The organism is uncultured Pontibacter sp. (assembly GCF_947495565.1).
Taxonomy (GTDB): domain Bacteria; phylum Bacteroidota; class Bacteroidia; order Cytophagales; family Hymenobacteraceae; genus Pontibacter.
Genome location: NZ_CANLZM010000001.1, coordinates 125916 through 141509, shown reverse-complemented (window position 1 = coordinate 141509; position 15594 = coordinate 125916). Strand labels below are relative to the sequence as shown.

The 15594-nt window shown below is 48.2% G+C and carries 21 protein-coding genes and 3 tRNA genes; 14 read left to right on the top strand and 10 right to left on the bottom strand.

All coding sequences use genetic code 11. The annotated features are described in order from the left end of the window. Positions 1-326: 326 nt before the first annotated feature. Positions 327-491, bottom strand: a complete 165-nt coding sequence (locus Q1B04_RS00615) for a hypothetical protein (protein ID WP_299754329.1) — start codon at positions 489-491, stop codon at positions 327-329. Between the two features lie 393 nt (positions 492-884). On the opposite strand from Q1B04_RS00615, the gene Q1B04_RS00610 reads away from it, so the two are divergent. From Q1B04_RS00610 to Q1B04_RS00590, 5 genes are all read left to right on the top strand, one after another. Then, positions 885-1310 (top strand): DUF2267 domain-containing protein, encoded by a 426-nt coding sequence (locus tag Q1B04_RS00610; RefSeq protein ID WP_299754327.1) that lies wholly within the window; start codon positions 885-887, stop codon positions 1308-1310. Between the two features lie 107 nt (positions 1311-1417). Beyond that, positions 1418-1804: a hypothetical protein gene (locus Q1B04_RS00605; protein ID WP_299754325.1), complete on the top strand. Its 387-nt coding sequence runs from the start codon at positions 1418-1420 to the stop codon at positions 1802-1804. A 130-nt stretch (positions 1805-1934) separates the two neighbouring features. Next, complete coding sequence (locus Q1B04_RS00600; RefSeq protein WP_299754323.1) at positions 1935-2372, top strand: hypothetical protein; 438 nt, start codon at positions 1935-1937, stop codon at positions 2370-2372. Further along, positions 2356-3039, top strand: a complete 684-nt coding sequence (locus tag Q1B04_RS00595) for an SCO family protein (protein WP_299754321.1) — start codon at positions 2356-2358, stop codon at positions 3037-3039. Before Q1B04_RS00600 ends, Q1B04_RS00595 begins: the two co-directional genes overlap by 17 nt. Next, positions 3026-3439, top strand: coding sequence for a cytochrome c (locus Q1B04_RS00590; protein ID WP_299754319.1), 414 nt, complete (start codon positions 3026-3028; stop codon positions 3437-3439). The genes Q1B04_RS00595 and Q1B04_RS00590 overlap by 14 nt, the downstream gene beginning before the upstream one ends. Before the next feature lie 169 nt (positions 3440-3608). Here the strand turns inward: Q1B04_RS00590 and Q1B04_RS00585 are convergent, their stop codons facing one another. Beyond that, positions 3609-4184, bottom strand: a complete 576-nt coding sequence (locus Q1B04_RS00585; RefSeq protein WP_299754317.1) for a heme NO-binding domain-containing protein — start codon at positions 4182-4184, stop codon at positions 3609-3611. 28 nt (positions 4185-4212) lie between these two features. Beyond that, entirely contained in the window at positions 4213-4668 is a 456-nt protein-coding gene (locus tag Q1B04_RS00580) for a hypothetical protein (RefSeq protein WP_299754315.1), read from the bottom strand. 363 nt (positions 4669-5031) lie between these two features. On the opposite strand from Q1B04_RS00580, the gene umuD reads away from it, so the two are divergent. The 3 genes from umuD (at position 5032) to Q1B04_RS00565 (ending at position 7398) form a co-directional block, all read left to right on the top strand. Further along, positions 5032-5496, top strand: a complete 465-nt coding sequence (gene umuD, locus Q1B04_RS00575) for a translesion error-prone DNA polymerase V autoproteolytic subunit (protein WP_299754314.1) — start codon at positions 5032-5034, stop codon at positions 5494-5496. Continuing rightward, positions 5493-6767 carry a Y-family DNA polymerase gene (locus Q1B04_RS00570; RefSeq protein ID WP_299754312.1) on the top strand — a complete coding sequence of 425 codons (1275 nt, stop codon included), beginning with the start codon at positions 5493-5495 and terminating at the stop codon, positions 6765-6767. The genes umuD and Q1B04_RS00570 overlap by 4 nt, the downstream gene beginning before the upstream one ends. 205 nt (positions 6768-6972) lie before the next feature. After that, a complete protein-coding gene (locus Q1B04_RS00565) occupies positions 6973-7398 on the top strand; it encodes a hypothetical protein (RefSeq protein ID WP_299754310.1) in 426 nt (141 codons plus the stop codon). 120 nt (positions 7399-7518) lie between these two features. On the opposite strand, the gene Q1B04_RS00560 is transcribed toward Q1B04_RS00565, so the two are convergent. From Q1B04_RS00560 to Q1B04_RS00545, 4 genes are all read right to left on the bottom strand, one after another. Further along, positions 7519-8001 (bottom strand): hypothetical protein, encoded by a 483-nt coding sequence (locus tag Q1B04_RS00560; RefSeq protein ID WP_299754308.1) that lies wholly within the window; start codon positions 7999-8001, stop codon positions 7519-7521. 577 nt (positions 8002-8578) lie between these two features. Then, a complete protein-coding gene (locus Q1B04_RS00555) occupies positions 8579-8791 on the bottom strand; it encodes a hypothetical protein (RefSeq protein ID WP_299754306.1) in 213 nt (70 codons plus the stop codon). 162 nt (positions 8792-8953) lie between these two features. Next, entirely contained in the window at positions 8954-9127 is a 174-nt protein-coding gene (locus Q1B04_RS00550) for a CPBP family intramembrane glutamic endopeptidase (RefSeq protein ID WP_366524591.1), read from the bottom strand. A gap of 218 nt (positions 9128-9345) precedes the next feature. Continuing rightward, a protein-coding gene (locus tag Q1B04_RS00545) for an IS3 family transposase (RefSeq protein ID WP_299754304.1) occupies positions 9346-10466 on the bottom strand; the annotation gives its coding sequence in 2 pieces (ribosomal slippage) (positions 9346-10205 and positions 10205-10466; 1122 coding nt in all). A gap of 153 nt (positions 10467-10619) precedes the next feature. On the opposite strand from Q1B04_RS00545, the gene Q1B04_RS00540 reads away from it, so the two are divergent. Continuing rightward, positions 10620-10754: a hypothetical protein gene (locus Q1B04_RS00540; RefSeq protein ID WP_299754302.1), complete on the top strand. Its 135-nt coding sequence runs from the start codon at positions 10620-10622 to the stop codon at positions 10752-10754. A gap of 79 nt (positions 10755-10833) precedes the next feature. Here Q1B04_RS00540 and Q1B04_RS00535 read toward each other — a convergent pair. The 3 genes from Q1B04_RS00535 to Q1B04_RS00525 form a co-directional block, all read right to left on the bottom strand. Beyond that, positions 10834-10907, bottom strand: a tRNA-Arg gene (locus tag Q1B04_RS00535). A gap of 71 nt (positions 10908-10978) precedes the next feature. Beyond that, positions 10979-11052, bottom strand: a tRNA-Pro gene (locus tag Q1B04_RS00530). A gap of 122 nt (positions 11053-11174) precedes the next feature. Beyond that, a tRNA-Ser gene (locus tag Q1B04_RS00525) sits at positions 11175-11261 on the bottom strand. 343 nt (positions 11262-11604) lie between these two features. Between Q1B04_RS00525 and Q1B04_RS00520 the strand changes: the two genes are divergently transcribed. The 5 genes from Q1B04_RS00520 (at position 11605) to Q1B04_RS00500 (ending at position 15569) form a co-directional block, all read left to right on the top strand. After that, positions 11605-12576, top strand: a complete 972-nt coding sequence (locus Q1B04_RS00520; protein ID WP_299754300.1) for a VWA domain-containing protein — start codon at positions 11605-11607, stop codon at positions 12574-12576. After that, positions 12573-13523 carry a tetratricopeptide repeat protein gene (locus tag Q1B04_RS00515; RefSeq protein WP_299754298.1) on the top strand — a complete coding sequence of 317 codons (951 nt, stop codon included), beginning with the start codon at positions 12573-12575 and terminating at the stop codon, positions 13521-13523. Before Q1B04_RS00520 ends, Q1B04_RS00515 begins: the two co-directional genes overlap by 4 nt. A 204-nt stretch (positions 13524-13727) precedes the next feature. Further along, positions 13728-14366, top strand: a complete 639-nt coding sequence (locus tag Q1B04_RS00510; protein ID WP_299754296.1) for an HD domain-containing protein — start codon at positions 13728-13730, stop codon at positions 14364-14366. Positions 14367-14465: 99 nt separating this feature from the next. Next, positions 14466-14858, top strand: a complete 393-nt coding sequence (locus tag Q1B04_RS00505) for a DUF983 domain-containing protein (protein WP_299754294.1) — start codon at positions 14466-14468, stop codon at positions 14856-14858. Positions 14859-15131: 273 nt separating this feature from the next. Continuing rightward, entirely contained in the window at positions 15132-15569 is a 438-nt protein-coding gene (locus tag Q1B04_RS00500; protein ID WP_299754292.1) for a PaaI family thioesterase, read from the top strand. Positions 15570-15594 lie beyond the last annotated feature (25 nt).

Below are 15594 nucleotides of genomic sequence, written 5' to 3'. Positions count from 1 at the left end.
CTCAAGGTCTAAACCAAAGTATAAGTTACTAAATTTTAACAATTTACATACTCTAATAGTGCCTTAAACGCCTGCTTCTTACTCAGAAAAACACAAAAAAAGGCCTTCTTCGGCCCTGCTTTTTAATCCCGTTGTTCTGCTTGCGGAGCGGCATCCGGTGCTGCATGAAAAGTGGTGAAAACTATGGCGCTGCTGCAAGTATAAAACTTCGTGCCGCTCATCATTATTCTTCGTGCTCGGGCTCGGCTTGACGCACCGTCTGTTCTTACAGAGGCAATTAAAAGTATAGCTTACAAGAGCTCAGGCAAAGTATAAGCGGGGTACTGTTACAGATAGTAATAGCTTACCGTGGAGGCAAGGGCAGCGATGGCGTAGATAATCAGAAACCACCGGAATAGCTTTTTGCGGCTGGCTACATTCTTCAGAAAAGGATAGAAGAGAAAGTATAGCAAACCAAAAACGGCGAACAATAACAAGATGGCCTTCTGCATATTAACGTTCGCTGATGTGGTAAAAGAAGAAATTTGCTTTGCTGTTAAAGCTGTGTTTGTCTGTAAAAAAGATCACCAGAGGGTCAGGTATTATTGCTGCAAATAGGAAAACCGGCAGCACCTTTTCCGGGCACGCCGTTTCGTAAATTAGGCTTATTCCGCCTCACGCCAAAATATTTACGGCATAATTCTTTAAAGTATAAAACTGCGGTAGCCCAAACCCATATATTCTTTACTTCATGGTTTGAGTATAGTTTCCCTAGTTCCGGAAAAGTATACTACGCCTGCAGCCGCTGTTAAGTTAAGCTGGCTTTTATACTTTGCCTGCATAACCCTGCTTCTGCGTGCCCGTTTTGTATTAGTGTATGTTCCATCTAAAAATGAAGACAAACTATGGCAATGAATTTTGAGAATTACCTGAAAGACGGCAAAACATGGCTGCACGAGCTGTGCACTTACCTGGGCATAGATGACGAAAACAAGGCATCGCGTATCTTTAGAGCTGTGCTGCACGCTATCCGCGACCGCATCCCAACAGGTGAGGCGATCCATTTTGGCGCTCAGCTACCCATTATCTGGAAAGGCATTTACTACGATGGCTTCTCGATGCACGAACCGGTGCGCATACGGCACGAGGACGAGTGGCTCGAGTTTATCCGCAGCAAAGACTCCGGCGCAGACCAGGCCGACTTCCCGACGCTGGACCACGCGTTTTATGCTTTTCAGGATGTGATGACGTTTCTGCGCGACCATATTTCGGAGGGCCAGTACCAGCAAATTGCCCAGGCGCTGCACTCCGATATTACTGTTCCGGCGTAAGCCTTATCATACGCATCAGATTTCGACAGGCCCGGCAGCAGCCGGGCCTTTTCTGTGTGCGGCAGTTTATACTTGTACTTGCCAACCCGCTGCCATACCTTTGTGGCATGTGGCGCAGCTATCTCATCGGCCTCGGTTTTTTGGTGGTCTACCTCATGACAACCTTCCGCTACCTGGCGCCGGTGGTGCATTACCAGCTAGATTATACTTACATTTCGGAAGTGCTCTGCATAAACCGCGACAAGCCGCAGCTGCAATGCCAGGGCAAGTGCCAGCTCCGCAAAAACCTGGCACAGCTTACCCAGCACCAGCAACAGAAAGAGGCGCTGCAGCACCTGGTAAGCGTTTATCAGCCCGTAGAAGATATACCGCACCTGTCTTTGCTGCTTTGCACGCCTCCTGCCGCCGCGGCCGCCATACCTCCGCCCATGGCTGCACCACGCACCAGCACCGCCATACTTTCCGCTCCCTTCCATCCGCCCCGGCAGGCATAAAGTATAAACCGTGGCACTAATCCGCGTTTAAGCCGGTGCCAAAGTATAAACCTTTTTGCCTGTTAAATCATTTTAAAACCGGGAGAGACCACAACCTTACATTACGCTGCCCCATACTTTATAGATCATCATGAAAAAACATATTTTACTTTTGGCCCTGCCGTTAGCCCTGTTTTCGGCCTGCCAGAGCGGTGCATCCGGAGAAGAGGAGAAAACGGAGCTGGAGACAAAAGTGCTGACCATACACGATGAAGCCATGGCTAAGATGGATAACATCTATAAATTGCGCCGCACCCTGCGCACTATGCGCGATACACTGGAGGCACAGCAGCAGGCCGACAGCACCGCTATACTTGCGCTGCAGCAGGAAATAAGCGGCCTGAACAAAGCCGATGAAGCCATGATGCAGTGGATGCGCCAGTATGATGAGCCCGACACGCTGCAGCACGAGCAGGCCATGACGTATCTGCAGCAGGAGCTAACCAAAATAGAAAGAGTACAAACCATTATGGACAGCACCATTGCGGCTGCCCAGGCAACTGTAAAAAATTATGAGCAAGATAAATAACATCAGCCTAAGAAACGGCCTGGCCGCAGCCGCCCTTACCCTGGCCGCCACCGCCTTTTCTGGCTGCGACAGCACCACCACCCAGAACACCCTGCCCATTTACGGCGAGCGTGAACCCGTAGAACGAACCGTAAACGGCGAAACCGTGGTAGACACCGTTTACCACCAGATCCCGGATTTCGCTTTTGTAAACCAGGACAGCCAGCGCGTAACGCAGGAAGCCGTAGCCGGCAAAATTTACGTAACCGACTTTTTCTTTACCAGCTGCCCCACCATCTGCCCTAAAATGAAAACCCAGATGCTGCGCGTGTACGAGGCTTACAAGGATAACCCGAACGTGGTACTCCTCTCCCACTCCATAGACCCGGCTCACGACACCGTGGCTGTTCTAAAAGATTATGCTGACAGGTTAGGGATAGAAACAGAGAAGTGGCACCTGCTCACCGGCAACAAAGACAGCATCTACAGCATTGCCGAAAATTACCTGGCGGCAGCTCGCGAGGATGAAGGCGCGGAAGGCGGCTTTTCGCACTCCGGCGATTTTTACCTGATAGACCAGCAGCGCCGCATCCGTGGCCACTACAATGGCACCGAAGAAGAAGACGTAGACAGGCTGATACAGGACATTCCGCTGCTGCTGAACGAGAAGAAGGATGAGAAAAAATAAATTTGTGATGGTGGCTATGGGGGCTTTTGCCCTCACCACCCTTACCCAGTGCTTCACCAAGAAAAAAGACGAGGGCAAGCGGCTTTACGAGCAGCACTGCCAGAGCTGCCACATGGAAGACGGCAGTGGCCTGAAAGGTCTTATTCCGCCGCTGGCGCAAGCCGATTACCTGCAAGCGCATCGCAACGACCTGCCCTGCATTATCCGGCATGGCATGGATGGCTCTATTGTGGTGAATGGCGTGGAGTACAACAAGGCAATGCCCGGCGTGGAAAGTATGCGGCAAGACCAGGTAACAAACCTGCTAAACTACATCCAAACCAATTTTGGCAACAACAACCCGCGGTATACTATGCCAGAGGTAGAGCAGCTGCTGGAAACCTGCCCGGTGCAGCTGTAAGGTTGCCGGCCATACTTTTTACAGAAGTTTAACTATACAACAGCTGCAACCTTACAGCTGCTTCAGCCACAGCAAGTATACCTGAGGCCGGATCAGAGCTAGGTGTAATCAATCCGTTGCTAAAGATAATAAACTGCATCGTATGGTTCGTAATTGCTGCTTTCCTCATTTATCGGTCTAAAAAGTCTACCTGTATCTGCACCCGTTCCTCATCTACAGGCGTTAAGCGCTTTACCTGCACTATATCGCTTTCGTTAAAGTATTTCGCGATGCCCTTGATTATGCCTACAGCCATACCAGCCATTTTGCGCTTAGAGTGGTAATCCACGATTAGCTGGCGGCTGCCCTTCTTTGTAACCAGCAGCAACGGCGGGTTAGCCCTGTTGTCTGTTTGTCTTACTGCTCCGTGCATTGAGGCTTCTGTATGCAACAGCAGTTCATACGTGCGCCACTCGGGCTGCACATACTTCTTGTAGACAAGCAGCAGGTCCGGCACCAGAAACTCACCGTATTGCTCTAAAAGCTCGTTAGCGGTAACCCCATCTCTTATAGCGGCAGCATGTACAATATCCAACAGTTCCTGGGTTGGATACATTTCGCGCACATCGTAGGTATTGCGCGGTATGCCTGTTACCTCCAGCAGGTTTATCCAGGTGCTGTAGTTATAAGTGCTTTCTATAAAACGCTTCAGCAAAACGAATATAGAGCCATGCATGTAGTCTTCTCTCAAAGTTCCTTTTTCCATAGATGGCTAAAAATATGTGTGTTATGATTTATACTTTGGACGAGGCCGAGGCGAAAAAAGAATCGCCTGCTAAGCTTGTTGCTCTTAGCCAGGCCACCGCCTCAGGCTTGCTCACAAAATTCTGGAGCTCGAACGGCAGCTGCTGCGCCTGCCTCAGGTGCCTTATATTGCCCTCGGCAGTCTGCTCCACGGCCTCGCTCGACGACTGCACCCGCGCCACTTTCTCTACACGGGTTATCCCTATACCGGCCGCCAAAAATGAAGTCACTTCTTTGCTTTCGGCTGCGCTCACGGATATTTCTGTTTTACTGGAGTCGAGCAGCAGCTTTTTCACATCATAGTTCCTGATATAATCTACCATAATGCTGATGGTATGCTTTATCTCGGGCAGTAAATAACCGTGCAAATCGGGGTACGCTACCTCCAAAATATCAGTAGCCGGGTCATAATCTAACTTCACAATGCTGTTCTCAAACAGAATCATTAGCAGTTTATTTATAAATGCGTGAACGTTAACAATAGGTTTTCAAACATAAAAGGCAGTATGGCCCTGTTAGGCAAAAGCGTAAAGTTAGGCTATAATACGGTACCTTTAGTTAAAAAAATCACCTTATCTGCCGCTTGCCTGCTTTTAGCCACTTATACTGCCGGCACACCTTTTTCGCCAAATTTATACTTTATCCGGTTACTGTTAATTGACAATCAAATAGATACATTAAAACTATACTTAAATTATCCGCAGCAACTGGCTTTATGTGAATAAATACAGCTAATATATTTAGCTAATTTAATTCTTGTTTACGTATTTGCTAAAATAATTAGTATTTATTGCTTGATGTTTAGTTATATGTGCAACACAAAAGTAATTCCGATACACACCTTTACCCTGGAGCCGGTTAATGTTGATACGATGGAAGGGTTGGAGCTACCCCTTTACGCCTCTTACATCATGGCGGGGTTTCCCTCTCCTGCCGATGACCACCTCGAAGATCGCATAGACCTGGGCAAATACCTTGTTCAGAATCCAACCTCTACTTACATGATGCGGGTAAAGGGCAACTCCATGGTAGATGCCAAAATCCAGGACGGCGACATACTGGTGATAGACAAATCGCTGCGCCCTGCCGACGGCTTACCCGTGGTTTGCTTTCTGGATGGCGAGTTTACCGTAAAGACTTTCCGGCTGATAGACAAGAAAGCTTTTCTGATGCCGGCCAACCCCGATTTTAAGCCGATAGAGGTAACCGAGGACATGGATATGCGCGTGTGGGGCGTGGTAGTATGGATACTTCATAAAGCCGCAAAACTATGACCAGCTTATACGCCCTCTGCGACTGCAACAACTTCTACGCCAGCTGCGAGCGTGTGTTTGACCCAGCTCTTAACGGCAAGCCGGTGGTAGTGCTCAGCAACAACGACGGCTGCGTGATAGCCCGCAGCTCCGAGGCCAAGGAACTGGGCATACCCATGGGCCAGCCGTTCTTCCAGATTCGCAACCTGGTGGAGAGCGGGCAGGTACGCGCCTTTTCCTCCAACTACACGCTCTACGGCGACATGTCTAACCGGGTAATGCAAACGCTGGCACAGTTCACCCCCAACCTGGAAGTATACTCTATAGACGAATGCTTCCTGGACCTGGGCGACTTCTATAGTATAGATTTGCAAGCCTATGCCTGGGAGATAAAAAACACCGTGTGGCGCTGGACGGGCATGCCCGTTAGCCTGGGTGTGGCACCAACAAAAGCGCTGGCAAAACTCTCTAACAAGCTGGCTAAAAAATCTGGCAAGGCTAATGGCGTGCTGGTGCTTACAGACCCCAACCACATCCGGAAAGCGTTAGAAATAACTAAGATTGATGACGTGTGGGGAATTGGCGGGCAGTACGCTGCATTTCTAAAGAAGCGGAACATTCTGACGGCTTACGATTTCACGAACCTATCGGAGAGTTGGGTAAAGCAGCACATGACAATAGTGGGCCTGCGGCTATTGAAGGAGCTCCGGGGCGAGGCGTGCCTGGAGCTGGAGGAAGTGGCCCCGCCCAAAAAAGGCATCTGCACCTCCAGGAGCTTCGGCAAAAGAGTAAACAGCTTTAATGACATACAGGAAGCCACAGCCACCTACGCCGCCAGGTGCGCCCGCAAGCTGCGCCGGCAGAAGAGCTGCGCCCGCCTGGTTACGGTGTTTGTCACCACAAACCAGTTCTCTGCAAACGACCGCCAGTATTACAACAGCAAAACCATCTGCATGCCTGTGGCTACCAATTCTGACCTGGAGCTGACCTACTACGCCAACATCGCCCTGAAAGCTATTTACCGCGATGGCTACTTCTACAAAAAGTCTGGCGTTATGGTAACGGAAATAGTGCCGGAAAACCAAGTACAGCTCGACCTGCTGGATATCGTAGACCGCGAAAAGCACTCAAAACTGATGGAGGTGATAGATGAATTGACAGACAGGTTCGGGCGGAGCAAAGTGCGTGTGGCCACACAAGGCACAGACAACAGCTGGCAGCTAAACAGCAACTATAAATCGCCGTGCTATACTACTAAAATAAAAGATTTGCAGCAGGTTTGGATGGCTTAAAACACATACTCTTTTACTCCTGTTGGCCTCTGATTTTTAAAGAGGAAGGGCAACAACTTCATACTCGCTCTGCTGCTGCATAGCTGAATTTACCAGATGGAACTTAGCTGTTTAAGCAGCTGACTTAACAGAACCACAATTTTGAATCGCAGAAAAAAATTTATATATTCAGAATAAATTTTTTGTACAGCAAAACCCTTCTGAAATGTATGATACTGATTTTAACCTGATAGCTGATGATCAATACTACCGGGTTGAGATTCATGAGAAGCCATCTTTGATGTATGTCTTCTGGAAGCGCCATGTAGAAGGCGAAGTTCTCAGGGAAAAATACCTGACGCTGCTCAGTATAGTAAAAAAATTTGAGCCTAAAAGCTGGCTTGGCAATGCCAGAGCCATGTACTACACAACTGTGCAGGATGCGAGATGGATTTTTGATTATTTCTTACCTAACCTGCTGGAGTCCTCAATTTGCAGGTATGCACGCCTTGAGTCGCCTAAAAGCCTGCTTATACTTGACTCGATGAAACTACAGGATAAAATAAGCAACTTGTCTGAGGCTAAAACAGGAGAACTGGAATTTCAGTTTTTTACAGACGAGGAGTTGGCAATTGGCTGGCTTACTGCTTAGGTCAAAGGAAGTATAACTTATGTAATAGCTCTGTGCGCTAAGCAGCAAAATTCACTATATTAAGAACGCATCTTGCTAAAAAGAAACCCTAGCAGCCAGGGCCGTTTTGCTGAGCAACTACTACTCAGGTTTAGGATACATGTGCTGGTAGAGTATTTCTGCGGCTAACTCCAGCAAAGGAAAATCGGTTGTGCGCTCCTGGCAGCGGTTCATATCAAAATGGCAAAGGCTCCCGAAAGCGTTTCCGGCATGGTCTTTCATCAGCACCCCGCAGTAAGACGTAACAGGCGTGATAATCACGTTCTTCACTCTATCATCCTCCGCTGCGTCAGTTATTTCCAGTGCGCGTTCCTTTACCAGCAAAGAGCAGTAGGTTGCTCCCATCGGAGCATCTTCACCTTTCAGAGCATTCGGATCATACTTGTCATAGATCGCAACATTGCGCAGGATTTCTCCATCATACTTGTATATACCAGTGTACCTATGCGGTGTTCTTGCGTTTAAGTAGCGTAAAGCACCCGGTATTCCAGCGTTCTCCAGCTCAGCCTTAAACTCTTGTAACTCCTTCGCAAAATACTCGGGTGATGTTGTCAGGGAATCCATTCGTTATTAAAATAAATCTTAAACTGTGGTGCTTGCTTACTTCTGTACAAAGTAACTATACTTTGTCGTAACCTTTGTAATACCTTAGAAGTTTAATTTCGACCCGAAACTTACAAAGAGAAGTATAAGCTCCCCAATTTGTGAGCTGCCCCTACACTACTTCTCCTAAAAATCAAGCTGATATGGTGCATCAAAAACTCCTGCGCTGAAATGGTGTCTTTAGCTAATCTCTTGTAAAGTTTCAAGTATGTTTTTGACTGAAAAAGCTAGTTTGCCCTGTAACTGAAAACCGCAGCTGGTGGGGCTGCGGCTTCCGGTTATCTTCTCTATTGCGGAGAGGCTTAGGTCAGTTGGTAAAATTCAACAGTGCGCCGTCGGGGTGAGCGGTTAGAACTTGAGGTTATAAAGTATGGCAATGGCAAAAAAGAACCGCATATCGACTGGAAGCGCGGTTTTAGCTGAAGATTATTAAGACTAATTTTTCCCGAATTCTAAAAAAGTAATCGTTGCACCCTCCGAAATGGTTTAACTACCGGAATAAGTCGTGACTATTCATCTAATGCGCAGCCCCATATGTTTACTTCGTAACCAGCATTTCATTATCATTAATCTTTGTCTTCAGTCCTTTTTCCTGATGCCAATATGGCTTTAGAATTTTACCTTCTTTATGGCTCAGCACTAAAAGTATAACCGTTAGGATTAAGCAGAATAGCGTTGCCTGAATAGAGCCTTCCGGGCCAAATTGCCCACCTGTAAACCATTCCGCACCTTCTATTTTGGATGTTATCAAAGTTTTAGATATTGAATTACCAGACACGTTCGTCCCGAAAATTGCCGACTGTGTGAAATTCCAAGCAAAATGAAGCGCAATGGGAAACCTTAGATTCCTTGAATAGATGTAAGCAGCTGCAAGTAAAAGGCCTGCTTAAATGGCAAGCCCGGCAGCGGCAACTCAAGAGCTATTCGGATTAGCAAAATGCATTGCTCCAAACAAAGCAGCAGAAATCAGCAGGGCAAAGTAGCTTTCTAGCCTCTCTTCTGTAATCCTGAAAACGATGCCCCTTAATGAAATCTCCTCCACAATCGCCGAGTTGAAAGCCATAGCCAATGGAGGAATTATAAACACAATAAGGTTTATAGACAGGATAGTATAACCTCCTTTTAAGTAAATCACCAATATAGTCAGCGACTGTAAAAAAACACCTAAAGCGATTCCGATAGCTAGGTGTTTAATAATGTTGCTTGTTGAGAATTCTGTTATTTTCCTTTTCTCATAGTGTAAGTACCTCTTTATTCGGACAGCTTAAATGAGACTTTTCTCAAAATTTTGAGCCCCTCCCAATATTAGGACAGGTCAAAATTAGAGAATTCGGGTTCTACTATATTTTCTTTTATCCACTCTTCCGGCGTTTTGTTACCAAGTGAACTGTGGGGCCGGAAGCAGTTATACTCCTGCCGCCAGGCCTCGATTTTCTCCCTTGCGTCTTCCAGTGAGAGGAACCAATTCACGTTCAGGCACTCATCCCGGAAACTGCCATTGAAGGACTCGATAAAGGCGTTATCCGTTGGTTTACCGGGCCTGGAGAAGTCCAGTGTTACTTGGTTATCATAAGCCCACTTGTCCAGTGCCTTAGAGATGAACTCGCTGCCGTTGTCCACCTGTATACGCTTAGGTAAGAGTTGGGTGCTTCGCCTGATGCTTTCCAGAGCAGCCACCACATCCTCCCCCTTCAGAGACTGTCCCACCAGGATGCCAGGACACTGACGGCTACAATCATCCACTATAGTTAAGCAGCGGAACTTGTGGCCGTCGAAGAGCTGATCGGCCTCGAAATCCATCGACCAGCACTCATGGTTAGTAGAGAGCTCTGGACGCTCCAGCCGGTGCGCGGCTGCTTTGTTTCTTCTCGGGCGCTTGCTCCGCAGATTCAGCCCTTCTTCTTTATAAAGGCGATGTACGCGCTTGTGGTTATCCTTCCAGCCCTCCCGGCGGAGCAGGATAAAGATACGCCAGAACCCGTAGCGAACCCTCACCTGGGCGATCTCCTGCATCCGCTTCCGGATCACAGAGCTGTCCCTGGCTCTGGAGCGGTAATACCAGCCTGAGCGGTGAAACAGCAGCACCTTACATGCTCTTCTGACCGAAATCCGGTAATCCTTCTGTAGTTCCAAGGCCAGCCGCTTTACCTGGGCTGGCCTTAAAGCTTTTTTCGCAGCAGATACTGCAGCATCTGCTTGTCCAGGCTCAGGTCCGCCACCAGTTGCTTCAGTTGGCGGTTCTCCTCCTCCAACTGACGGAGCTTGCGCAACTCCGACACCCCTAAGCCTCCGTATTTTTTCTTCCAGTTATAGAAGGTGGCATCAGAGATGCCCATCTTGCGGCACACCTCCTCCACCTTGACACCCGTCTCCGCTTGCTTGATGGCGAAGATGATCTGCGCCTCGGTAAATTTCGATTTCTTCATGGCAATTCGCTTTTAAAACTATACGACTATTGCCCGTTTTCTCTACTTTACAATAGTCCGGTTTTTCGGGGGGAGGTCACTGATTTTTTACTGGAGATCAGCCGAAGAAGGTGAAAAAGCTCAAGTGAAGCCATTCCCTCACTTGAGAAACAGTTGCTGCAGGAAGTAAGAGAGAAGAAACAAGAGGTACTGAGCTGGCCGAACCGGCTGGAGGTGCACAACAATATCGGCGATACCAGGGAGAGGTTACAGCAGCTGAACGAGCTGGAAAGACGGGCCTTCGGGTAGGCATGGACTCGAAAATGGTGCCCAATTTGGTGCCCATAAAACAAAAAAGCCCCTATACTTCATGTATAGGGGCTTTTTGTGATCCCGTTTGGATTCGAACCAAAGACCTACTGCTTAGAAGGCAGTTGCTCTATCCAGCTGAGCTACGAGACCAGCGTTTATCAGGAGAGCTTTGCTCTACCCTTAAACAAAAAATTTCGGAATTGCTTCCGAAATTTTTTTAGTCGGGGTGGCAGGATTCGAACCTACGACCTCCACATCCCAAATGTGGCGCGATACCGGGCTACGCTACACCCCGAACTATTTTTCGCTTTCAGATCATCCGATTTTAAACCGTTTCCTCTGATTGCGATGCAAAGGTAAGTGAAGATTTTTGATTTGCAAAAGTTTTTTGAACTTTTTTTCATCATCATCTTACAGCGGAGAAGGGGGGATTCGAACCCCCGGTACCGTTACCAGTACGGCAGTTTAGCAAACTGCTGGTTTAAGCCACTCACCCACCTCTCCGTGGATTTCTCTTACTGCTTAAGAGACTGCAAACATACTACATCGATTGGTACAACGCAATACCTTGCCTGAAAATTCCCGCCAAATATTTAGTCTAAGAGCCTCTCTAAAACGCTAACTCATTGATACAGCAAGGCTTCTTGCAATCAAAAATTTTAAATATTTTTTCGCCTCCTATATAGCTATACTTATTACATGGTCTCAACCGTTCCATATAGCGCTGCTTTAGTATATAAAATACCCTCTACAGCTCCATACCAGAGTATGCCTGCGGTTTAGTATATTTGTAGCTAACAGCTGCCTTTCAACGTATGGCGCTGTGCCTCTTGCCAAATTTTTTAGAATGACCTGGTACCAAACCCTGACATTACTGGAGATCCTGTTCGGTGCAACTTTTTTTGTGCTGTATGCAGGCTATCTGTTTCGTGTGCGCAGGGTAGCACTGTTTTTTAAGCAGCGCCCGCACGGAGTATGGTTTAAGTTCCTGCTGCGCCACCTTTACCTGCTGCTACTTATAGTTGCCATACTTGGCCCTTCCTTTGGGGCGATGAAAAAAGAGATCAGAAACATCGGCAAGGATTTATACATCGCCATGGACCTGTCTCAATCCATGAACGCAACGGACGTACAGCCTTCCCGGTTAGAAAAAGCCAGGCAAGTAACCCAGCGCCTTATCAGCCGATTTAATTCTGACCGCATTGGCCTTATCATCTTCTCTAACGAAGCTTACATCCAAAGCCCCCTCACCTTTGACCAAAATGCGCTGCAGCTTTACACCCAAACGCTGCGAACAAACTTACTCCCCCACTCTGGCACTAACTACGCGCCGGTGCTGCAGCTGGCACTAGACAAACTAAGACAAAGGTCTAACTTAGCAGAGGAGGAGCAAAAGGCGCGGGTGCTGGTGCTGATAAGCGACGGCGAGGATTTCGGACAGGACGTGACGCAACTGGCAGAGCAGCTTCGCGCAGAAAATATACGCATCTACACATTGGGCATTGGTACTACCGGTGGCAGCCGCATTCCGGCTGGGCAGGGTTTTAAAACTGACCGTAACGGAAATGAGGTAGTCACTCAGTTAAAGCCTGAGCCCCTGGCACAACTGGCGGAACTCACAGGCGGCGCCTACTTTGAGGTAAATGACCGTGTAAGCGAGGTTAGCAAACTCATCAGCGCTATAAATAAAATAGAAGGAGAATTGCGGGAAAGCAAAACCATAGACGTGACCGCAAACAAGTATATTTACCCGCTGGCACTTGCGTTTTTCCTGATATTGCTGGACATCCTGATCACTATTAAACTTATCAGGGTATGAAAGCAGTAGCCATGGCAGCCATACTTCTGGCAAGCTTGTTTACAGGCGGCATTTCTGTTATTACGCGCATAAACCAGTATGCAGCTGAGGCAGCTGTCGCCTATAACCAGCAAGATTATGCAGAGGCCATAGCGGCTTATAAATATCTGCTGGATGATCTGGAAGTGGATGACGACCAATTGCGCTTAAACCTGGCCCACTCCTACTATCAGGCGGGGCTACTGCCGCAGGCAACGGCGGCCTACCAATACCTGGCAGACCACCCGACCATGTACCTGCGCGCGCTGGCGCACCTGCAGTTGGGCAACATCCATACAAAGCAAAAAAACTATAAGCGTGCCTTAGCCTTATACAAGCAGGCACTGGTGGTAGAACCCGCGAACGATGCAGCCAGGTATAACTATGAGCTCCTGAAAAAATACCTTGAGTTGCACCCCGAGGCAGCTGCCGAACAAACAAGCCCGGAGCCGTCTGGACAGGATAAAAGCCCAGCGCCGGATGAGCAACAGGCACCCCCCCCAGCCACGGATGATCTGGAACCTCAACCAAAGCGAAACCTAGATGAACAAGGCAACCAGCAGGAGGAAATCGATACTTCTGAGCCTGACCAAGAAAGCCAGCAGCAGCAACCTGCCGGAGGCAAAGAAAATCAGAATAGCGAAAATGAACGCGAAGAAGCCGCCGGCCAAACACCTGGCAATGAAGAAGGCCAGCAACTGAACAATCCTTTCGATAAAGACGGGCAGCAGCACAGGGGCAGTTCCGATGCTGTATCTGCAGAAGATCAGCAGGCACAGACGCGACGCGCCCGGTTAAAGCAGGCAAACATGAGCCCCGAAAAGGCGCGTCTGCTGCTAGATGCCATGCGAAACGCCGAACTGCAGTACATTCAGCAACTCCCTAAAAAGCCATCTCGCAAGCCAGATCCCGCCAAACCGGATTGGTAAGCAAAGGCTGTAATTCCTTTTCGGGTTGTTTTCTGTCTTGGTAAAACTGCCATTCGATTACCAGCTATAGCTATATATCCTGTTGCGGTGCTTATACTTGCCAATAGCTATACTTTTGCAAGAGGTTAACCGCTGTTTTTCATAACTTTGCCATAGCTGCAATAACTATAACCGCACTGGCATCAGCAACTACAAAACACAAGTATGAAAGAAGAACTAAAAAGCGTGTTAGAGGTGCTCCACCTTGCCGAGAAACTGAAGTATGAATTGCGCCACAGTTGGCTGTCTAACGGCAGGCAGGAGAGCGTGGCGGAGCATACGTGGCGCATGTCGCTGATGGTTGTGCTGCTGGAGCCTTACCTGGACAACGAAATAAACGTAGCTCATACTTTAAAAATGGTGATTGTGCATGATCTGGTTGAGGCAGAGGCAGGCGACGTGCCGGCCTTCGAGGTAAACACCACAGCCCTGAAAGAGCAGAAGCGCCAGCGGGAGCTGAAAGCAATCGAAAACCTGCGCGATACTTTGGGCAACGGCCTGGGCCAGCACGTGTATGAGCTTTGGCACGAGTTTGAGGATAAACTTACCTATGAGGCGCGCGTAGCCAACGCACTGGATAAGCTGGAGGTACAGATACAGCACAACCAGGCCGACATAAACACCTGGCTGGAGATTGAGCAGGAGTTTGTTTTCCTGATGGGCCGCCACACAGAGTTTGACTCCTGCCTGCAGCAGTTAAAAGAGCTTATTGAGGCGCAGGCAGTCTTAAAAATGGAAGCTGCCGGCATAAACGTAGCGTCCGTAAAAAAACGCATGATAGCCAAGCCCACTATGGCCGTATAAACACAGGTAAAGCATTTGTACCATGCGGCGCAGCTTTTGTGCCATGTATAAATAGCGGCAGGCGGTACTTTTGCATCAGATAAAAAAAATAAAATCATCATGCTAAGCGAAGGTTCAAAACTATACAGTATCCTGAAGTATAAATGCCCCAAGTGCCACAAGGGAGATCTTTTTACTTACAAAGGCTGGAGTTACACTAAATTCGGTCAGATGCCTGAAGACTGCCCCTGCTGCCACCAGCGCTATGAGCCGGAGCCGGGCTTTTATTACGGTGCCATGTACGTGAGCTATGGCATTACCACTGCCATGGTTATCACCATTCTGGTTGCCTTAAATGTGCTGTTGCCAGAGGTTACCATGTTCTGGTTTTTAGGTTCTCTTAGCGTTGCGCTGTTGCTCTTTTATCCTTTCATTTTCAGGATGGCGCGGGCGATATGGTTTAACTTTTTCGTGCATTACAACAAAGATGTGGCTGCATCTACACACTGCTAATACTACAACTTATTGGTGAATACATGAACGCCCGGCCCGCAAAGCCGGGCTTTTTTTATGGTTTGATATCCGGGAGTATACATTCCCATACTTTATAGGCCAAGTTGTATGCAGGAGAAAGTATAAATACCGGTGGGAGGAGTTTGTTTGATAGCTTCTTCTTATCCAAGTATACTTGTACCGGGTGATTACAAAAGGAGATAAGCGCACTTCTCATTTGGTTTTGTACTTGGTTGGCTCAGCCATTTACTGATTTATACTTATACTTGCCAGATGCAACACGAAGAACATTTCCGGCGGCTGGAGCGGCTGTACCACAAGGCAAAGGTGCAGGAGCTTTTTAACGGCAGCAGCATTCAGGTCAGCCACAGCAGCGCCGAGATTACGCTACCCATTCAGGAAAAATACTACCACGGCGCTAATGCCATTCATGGCGCAGTATACTTTAAACTACTTGATGATGCCTCCTACTTTGCGGTTGCCTCTGTGGTACAGGATGTGTTTATCGTAACAGCGTCTTTTCAGCTAAACCTGGTGAGGCCTGTTGCAAGCGGCATGCTAAAGGCAGTAGGCACGCTGCGCTCCCAAAGCAAGAACCTGTTTATAGCGGAAGCTACCCTCTACAACGAGCGCGGCAAAGAAGTAGCCTTCGGCACCGGCCAGTTTGCACGCACCACGCAACCGCTCGAGAGCTTGGATGGATACTGCTAAAACAAAGAAAGGGCTCTGTCATCAA

What these genes read in the sequence shown, in the direction of transcription:
- Q1B04_RS00610 (WP_299754327.1), top strand. Translation starts at nt 885, where the DNA reads ATGGCAATGAATTTTGAGAATTACCTGAAAGACGGCAAAACATGGCTG.
- Q1B04_RS00505 (WP_299754294.1), top strand. Translation starts at nt 14,466, where the DNA reads ATGCTAAGCGAAGGTTCAAAACTATACAGTATCCTGAAGTATAAATGC.
- Q1B04_RS00520 (WP_299754300.1), top strand. Translation starts at nt 11,605, where the DNA reads ATGACCTGGTACCAAACCCTGACATTACTGGAGATCCTGTTCGGTGCA.
- Q1B04_RS00560 (WP_299754308.1), bottom strand. Translation starts at nt 8,001, where the DNA reads ATGGATTCCCTGACAACATCACCCGAGTATTTTGCGAAGGAGTTACAA.
- Q1B04_RS00585 (WP_299754317.1), bottom strand. Translation starts at nt 4,184, where the DNA reads ATGGAAAAAGGAACTTTGAGAGAAGACTACATGCATGGCTCTATATTC.
- Q1B04_RS00605 (WP_299754325.1), top strand. Translation starts at nt 1,418, where the DNA reads ATGTGGCGCAGCTATCTCATCGGCCTCGGTTTTTTGGTGGTCTACCTC.
- Q1B04_RS00600 (WP_299754323.1), top strand. Translation starts at nt 1,935, where the DNA reads ATGAAAAAACATATTTTACTTTTGGCCCTGCCGTTAGCCCTGTTTTCG.
- umuD (WP_299754314.1), top strand. Translation starts at nt 5,032, where the DNA reads ATGTGCAACACAAAAGTAATTCCGATACACACCTTTACCCTGGAGCCG.
- Q1B04_RS00515 (WP_299754298.1), top strand. Translation starts at nt 12,573, where the DNA reads ATGAAAGCAGTAGCCATGGCAGCCATACTTCTGGCAAGCTTGTTTACA.
- Q1B04_RS00615 (WP_299754329.1), bottom strand. Translation starts at nt 491, where the DNA reads ATGCAGAAGGCCATCTTGTTATTGTTCGCCGTTTTTGGTTTGCTATAC.
- Q1B04_RS00590 (WP_299754319.1), top strand. Translation starts at nt 3,026, where the DNA reads ATGAGAAAAAATAAATTTGTGATGGTGGCTATGGGGGCTTTTGCCCTC.
- Q1B04_RS00580 (WP_299754315.1), bottom strand. Translation starts at nt 4,668, where the DNA reads ATGATTCTGTTTGAGAACAGCATTGTGAAGTTAGATTATGACCCGGCT.
- Q1B04_RS00570 (WP_299754312.1), top strand. Translation starts at nt 5,493, where the DNA reads ATGACCAGCTTATACGCCCTCTGCGACTGCAACAACTTCTACGCCAGC.
- Q1B04_RS00595 (WP_299754321.1), top strand. Translation starts at nt 2,356, where the DNA reads ATGAGCAAGATAAATAACATCAGCCTAAGAAACGGCCTGGCCGCAGCC.
- Q1B04_RS00500 (WP_299754292.1), top strand. Translation starts at nt 15,132, where the DNA reads ATGCAACACGAAGAACATTTCCGGCGGCTGGAGCGGCTGTACCACAAG.
- Q1B04_RS00510 (WP_299754296.1), top strand. Translation starts at nt 13,728, where the DNA reads ATGAAAGAAGAACTAAAAAGCGTGTTAGAGGTGCTCCACCTTGCCGAG.
- Q1B04_RS00565 (WP_299754310.1), top strand. Translation starts at nt 6,973, where the DNA reads ATGTATGATACTGATTTTAACCTGATAGCTGATGATCAATACTACCGG.